The following is a 5459-nucleotide window of genomic DNA, read 5'->3' on the forward strand; positions in this document are numbered from 1 at the left end:
CTCCCACAGGCCGACGGACCCTCCCCCAAGCCCTCCCCGCTCTCCCGGAACACGTGGGAGAGGAGTGACGCTGTAATCCCGCGACCGCATTCGGCCCTGCCACGCTGCATCACCCTGCCGAGCAACGAGACTCCCTCCAAGACATATCGCACTGGGAGACGGTCACTATGCCGCAACCGATGACACAACCGGTCAAGCACCCGGTTTTCGCCCGCTTCTACGCGAAGCTCGCCGGGCCCGCGCTGGAGAAGGCCGGCATCGCCGAACACCGCCGTCGACTGCTGGCCGGCCTGTCCGGCGAGGTCATCGAGGCCGGTGCGGGCAACGGGCTGAACTTCCCGCACTACCCGCCCGAAGTGCAACGCGTCGTCGCCGTCGAGCCGGAGCCGCGGCTGCGTGCCCTGGCAGAACAACAGGCCGCCGGCGCACCCGTCCCGGTGGAGACGGCGGACGGACGAGCAGAACAGCTGCCCTTTCCCGACGGCTCCTTCGACGCGGCCGTCGCATGCCTGACCCTGTGCTCCGTTGCCGACCCCCGCGCTGCCATCGCCGAGCTTCACCGGGTACTGCGCCCGGGCGGACAACTGCGCTTCTTCGAGCACGTCCAGGCCGACACACCCGCGATGCGACGCGTCCAGCGCACACTCGACGCAACCGTCTGGCCGCGCCTGATGGGCGGCTGCCACACCGGCCGCGACACCCAGGCCGCCCTGACCGCCGCCGGCTTCACCCTCACCACCGTCGACCGCTTCACCTTCCCCGCCACTCGCGTCCCCTCCCCAGCCGGTACCCACATCCTCGGCACCGCCGTCCGCCCCGCCCCGGACGAACGGCGATGACGCCTCCCGCCCCTCCGGTCAACTCCGCTCAACCAGCCGGGCCTGCGCCGGGCGTTCTGCGGCTGTCGCCGGGCCCGCCGGCAGGGCCGTCGGCAGGGGCAGGCCGACGGTCAGGAAGGGCGGTTATGCTCCCTGGAAACCGCCCGGCAGGGAACGCCGGGAAACGCGGAGGCAAGGCGCGGCGATGACGGAACGGCTGAACATCGAAGGGCTCCGCTATGCGCAGGCGGTGGCCGAGACCAAGTCGTTCAGCGCCGCCTCCCGTGCGTACGGCGTGACGCAGCCCGCGCTGTCCAACGGGATCGCCAAGCTGGAGGAGCGGCTGGGGGAGAAGCTGTTCGACCGCTCTCCGCGCGGGGTGACACCGACGGCTTTCGGCGCGCAGATGCTGCCGCTGATCGGGCGTGCCGTGGCCGCGCTGGACGCGGTCGCGGCGGAGGCCCGGCGGCTTACCGAGCCCGGGGAGCGGAAGATCCGGATGGGGGTCTCCCCGCTGATCGGCCCGCACCTGGTCGCCCGGTCCTTCGGCATGGTCCGCGATCTGCCCTTCGCCCGGGATCTCGTGCTGCGCGAGGCGAACATGGAGGACCTGCGCGACGAGCTGCGCGCCGGTGAACTCGACCTCATCCTGATCCCGGCCGTGGCCGCGATGCCGCGCTTCGAGCACCGGGTCATCGACGTCGAGCCGGTCGTCGTTGTCGGCCCCGAGGCCGGCCAGGGCGGCGAGAGCGCCGCGCAGTCCGGCACCGAGGCGCCCCTGGAGCTGGCGGAGGCGGGCGAGGCGCAGTTCATCCTCGTACCGGACACCTGTGGCCTGACCACGTTCACCACGCAGCTCTTCCAGGCGCATGAGCTGCCCCTGCACACCTACCCGGGGGAAGCCGCCAGCTACAACGTCCTGCAGGACTGGGCGAAGCTGGGGCTGGGCTCCGCGATGGTCCCCCGCTCCAAGCTCGCCTCCTCCAACGTGCCGCACCGCCCGCTGATGGATCACGGCCGCGAGGTGCAGATCTCCTTCGAGGCGGTGTGGAGCGCCGACTCCCCGCTCGCCGCCGACCTCCTGCGCCTTGCCGACGGACTCGCGGCGGCACGGCAGCCGACTGGCTGAAGGGCACGCGGCCCGGAGCACGGCCGCCTGCCACCGGCGTTGCCATACACAGCGCTTATACCGTGATTCACCGAGATCCACTACCGGGCCTGGTGGGGTGCTCCTAACGTCGCAGGAGATGCGCGGTGGAACGTCGTACCGCGCATTCTCCTGTCGATCTGGAAGGGCATAACCATGGCGTATCTCGAAATCACGCTACAGGTGGCTCCGGCCGAGCGCCCCGCGGCCGCGGGCGTCTACGAGAAGTACCAGCAGCCGTTCCTGGACGCCGCTCCGGGCGCCGTCAGCAAGGAGCTGCTCGTCCGGGATGAGGACGTGCAGGTCCTTCACGGCTTCCGGACCGCTGCCGACGCGACGGCGTATCTGGAGAGCGAGCTGTTCACCCGCGACGTCGTCGGCGAACTGTCCCCGCTGCTGAAGGCCGCACCCGACATCCGGATCTACGACGCCGCCGCCTGACGGGCGAGCACCCCGTCCCTATGGAGCAGCACATGTCCACCAACAACCCTGACTTCACTCCTGCCTTCACCCCTGACTTCACCGGCCAGAAGGCCCTCGTCATCGGCGGCACCAGCGGTATGGGACGTGCCATCGCCCGGCGGGTCCTGGAGGGCGGCGGCAGCGCCGTCGTCACCGGCCGCACCCGGGCGAGTGCCGACGAGGCGGCGACCGCGCTGTCCGCGCACGGCAAGGCCGTCGGCCTCGCGGCGGACCTGGCCGACCCGGTCGCCGTCGACCGCCTGCGCGAGGCCCTGACCGAACAGCACGCCGATGTCACCCTCCTGGTCAACGCGGCCGGCGTCTTCGCCCCCAAGCCCTTCCTGGAACACGCGGCGGCGGACTACGACCGCTACCAGGCCCTCAACCGGGCCTTCTTCTTCCTCACCCAGACCGTCGCGGGCAACATGATCGAACGCGGCGCGAAGGGCGCCGTCGTCAACATCGGCTCCATGTGGGCGCACCAGGCCGTCGCCGCCACCCCGTCGTCGGCTTACTCGATGGCCAAGGCCGGGCTGCACTCGCTCACCCAGCACCTGGCGATGGAACTGGCCCCGCACGGCATCCGCGTCAACGCGGTCGCCCCGGCCGTCGTACGCACCCCGGTCTACGAGGAGTTCATCCCCGAGGCGGAGCTGGACTCGGCACTCGACGGCTTCAACGCCTTCCATCCGCTCGGCCGAACCGGCACCCCGGACGACGTGGCCGACACGGTTGCCTTCCTGCTGTCCGAGAAGACCGACTGGGTCACCGGCGCCATCTGGGACGTCGACGGCGGCGTCATGGCCGGACGCAACTGACGACCCGTTCCGTCGGCACCCGCCCGCCGCTTCCTCGCGCGGCATTCCGTTTTCCCGCCGCACTCCCTCAAGTCTCCCGCCCCGCACTCGCTCAAGGAGATCCCCATGTCCCGGAACGCTCCCCGTGGTCACCGGGCCGCGCAGGTGGCCGAGGCCGGAGCTCCGGTGCGGGTCGTCCCGGTGCGGGAGCGACGGCCCGGCGCCGGGGAGGTACGCGTCCAGGTGGCGGCGGCCGGGATCTGCGGCGCCGACCGGGGCACGGTCCGTGACCCCGCCCCGGCGACCGGGTTCCCCGTCACTCCGGGCCACGAGGCCGCCGGGGTGCTCGCGGAGCTGGGGCCCGGGGTACGGGGATGGGAAGTGGGGGAGCGAGTCGCCGTCGGCTGGTTCGGCGGCAGTTGCGGGCACTGCCGCGCATGTCGCGACGGGGATCTCGTCCAATGTCCGGCGCGGCGCATCCCCGGCCTGTCGTACCCGGGCGCATGGTCGACCACGCTCACCGTGCCCGCCGCCGCTCTCGCGCGGATTCCGGACGGCCTGTCCTTCACTGAGGCGGCGCCCTTCGGGTGCGCGGGAGTCACCACCTTCAACGCCCTGCGGCTCTCGGGAGCCCGGCCAGGGGACCGCGTCGCCGTCCTCGGCATCGGCGGCCTGGGCCACCTGGCGGTGCGGTTCGCCGCGGCCATGGGATTCGAGACGGTGGCGATCGGCCGCTGCGAGGACAAGCGCGAGGTGGCCAGGGAGCTGGGCGCGCACGGTTACATCGATGCCGCGCGCCAGGCACCAGGGGCGGCGCTGAAGGAGCTGGGCGGGGCCCGGCTGATCCTTTCCACCGCAGCGAGCAGCGAGCCACTGGCGGAGCTGGCCCACGGGCTGGCCCCGCACGGCCGGCTCACCGTCGTCGGCTTCGACGGGGCCCCGTTGCATCTGCCCCTGGGCAACCTCGTCATGAACGCACAAAGCATCACGGGTCACCTCACCGGCACCCCCTCCGAGACCGAACAGGCCATGCGCTTCGCCCTCGCGACCGGCGTCCGTCCATGGGTGCAGCCCGTACCACTCGACGACGTACGACAGGCGCTCGACACCCTCCGCGAGGGGCGGGCCCGCTTCCGGCTGGTCCTCACCACCGGTGCATGAGCACCGCGCGGCTGCCGAAGCTCACAGACTCACAGAAGGGAATCCGTGCATGCCGCGTGAGGAGGTCCATGACGTCGTCGTGGTCGGCGCGGGCATCGGGGGACTCGCCGCTGCCACCGCGCTGACGGCCGCCGGGCGCGACACCCTGTGCCTGGAGGCCCGCGAACGCGTCGGCGGACGCGCGCTGAGCACCCCCGTCCCCGGCGGGGCCCTCGACCTGGGTGCCACCTGGTTCTGGGACGGCGAGCAGCGCGTCGCGGCACTGGCCGCACGGCTCGGCACCGGAACCTTCGACCAGCACCTTGCGGGAGACATGGTGCTGCAGGACGTCACCGGGGTGCACCGGCTGCCCGGCAACCTGATCGACGCCCCCGCCCGCCGCTTCACGACGGGCGCCGACACCCTCGCCCGCGGTCTCGCCGCGGAACTGCCCGCGCGGTCGCTGCGCCTCGGTACGCCGGTCACCGCCATCCGCCGCAGCGGTACGAGCAGCGGGGCGCTCGCCGTCCACACACCGGACGCGGTTCTGCGCGCCGAGCACGTCGTGCTGGCCGTACCGCCCGCACTCGCCCTCGCACGCATCGACTTCGGTACGGAACTGCCCCCGCCACTGGTCCGGCTCGCCCGGGAGACGCCGGTGTGGATGGGCGCCGTCGCCAAGGTCGTCGCCCGGTACTCGCGCCCGTTCTGGCGGGACGAGGGCCTCGCCGGGGCGGCGATCAGCAGGACCGGCCCGCTGCGCGAACTGCACGACCTCTCAGGCCCGGACGGCCACCCCGCCGTCCTGTTCGGCTTCGCCCCGGCCCAGCTCCTCCGCCCCGGCTTCGAGGACGCGGCACGCGTGCAACTGGGCCGGCTCTTCGGCCCGGCAGCCGTTGCACCGGACTCGCTGCGGGTGCAGGACTGGAGCGGCGAGCACTGGACCTCCCCGCCCGCCGTGCACCGCCTGGCCGACCATGCGCTGTTCGGCCACCCCCTCTACCAGCAGCCGGCGCTGGGCGGCAGGCTGCACTGGGCGTCGACCGAGACAGCGCCCGAGTACGCCGGGCACCTGGAGGGCGCCCTGACCGCCGC

General features: G+C 72.5%; 6 protein-coding genes. All 6 read left to right on the plus strand.

Annotated features, from left to right (window positions below; all coding sequences use genetic code 11):
- Window positions 1–179 precede the first annotated feature (179 nt).
- Window positions 180–839 (plus strand): class I SAM-dependent methyltransferase, encoded by a 660-nt coding sequence (locus ITI46_RS32785; protein ID WP_247746958.1) that lies wholly within the window; start codon window positions 180–182, stop codon window positions 837–839.
- Window positions 840–1023: 184 nt separating this feature from the next.
- The gene (locus ITI46_RS32790) at window positions 1024–1947 is read left to right on the plus strand and encodes a LysR family transcriptional regulator (protein ID WP_209243592.1); all 924 of its coding nucleotides are present in this window, start codon (window positions 1024–1026) and stop codon (window positions 1945–1947) included.
- Window positions 1948–2121: 174 nt separating this feature from the next.
- Window positions 2122–2406, plus strand: a complete 285-nt coding sequence (locus ITI46_RS32795) for a hypothetical protein (protein ID WP_209243593.1) — start codon at window positions 2122–2124, stop codon at window positions 2404–2406.
- 32 nt (window positions 2407–2438) lie between these two features.
- A complete protein-coding gene (locus tag ITI46_RS32800; protein ID WP_209243594.1) occupies window positions 2439–3245 on the plus strand; it encodes an SDR family NAD(P)-dependent oxidoreductase in 807 nt (268 codons plus the stop codon).
- 105 nt (window positions 3246–3350) lie between these two features.
- Complete coding sequence (locus ITI46_RS32805; RefSeq protein WP_209243595.1) at window positions 3351–4385, plus strand: alcohol dehydrogenase catalytic domain-containing protein; 1035 nt, start codon at window positions 3351–3353, stop codon at window positions 4383–4385.
- Window positions 4386–4434: 49 nt separating this feature from the next.
- Window positions 4435–5459 (plus strand): flavin monoamine oxidase family protein (locus tag ITI46_RS32810; protein WP_209243596.1); only part of this gene is annotated, 1025 nt, incomplete at its 3' end.

Origin of the sequence: Streptomyces oryzae (assembly GCF_017676365.1) — a bacterium.
In the GTDB taxonomy this organism is placed as follows: domain Bacteria; phylum Actinomycetota; class Actinomycetes; order Streptomycetales; family Streptomycetaceae; genus Streptomyces; species Streptomyces oryzae.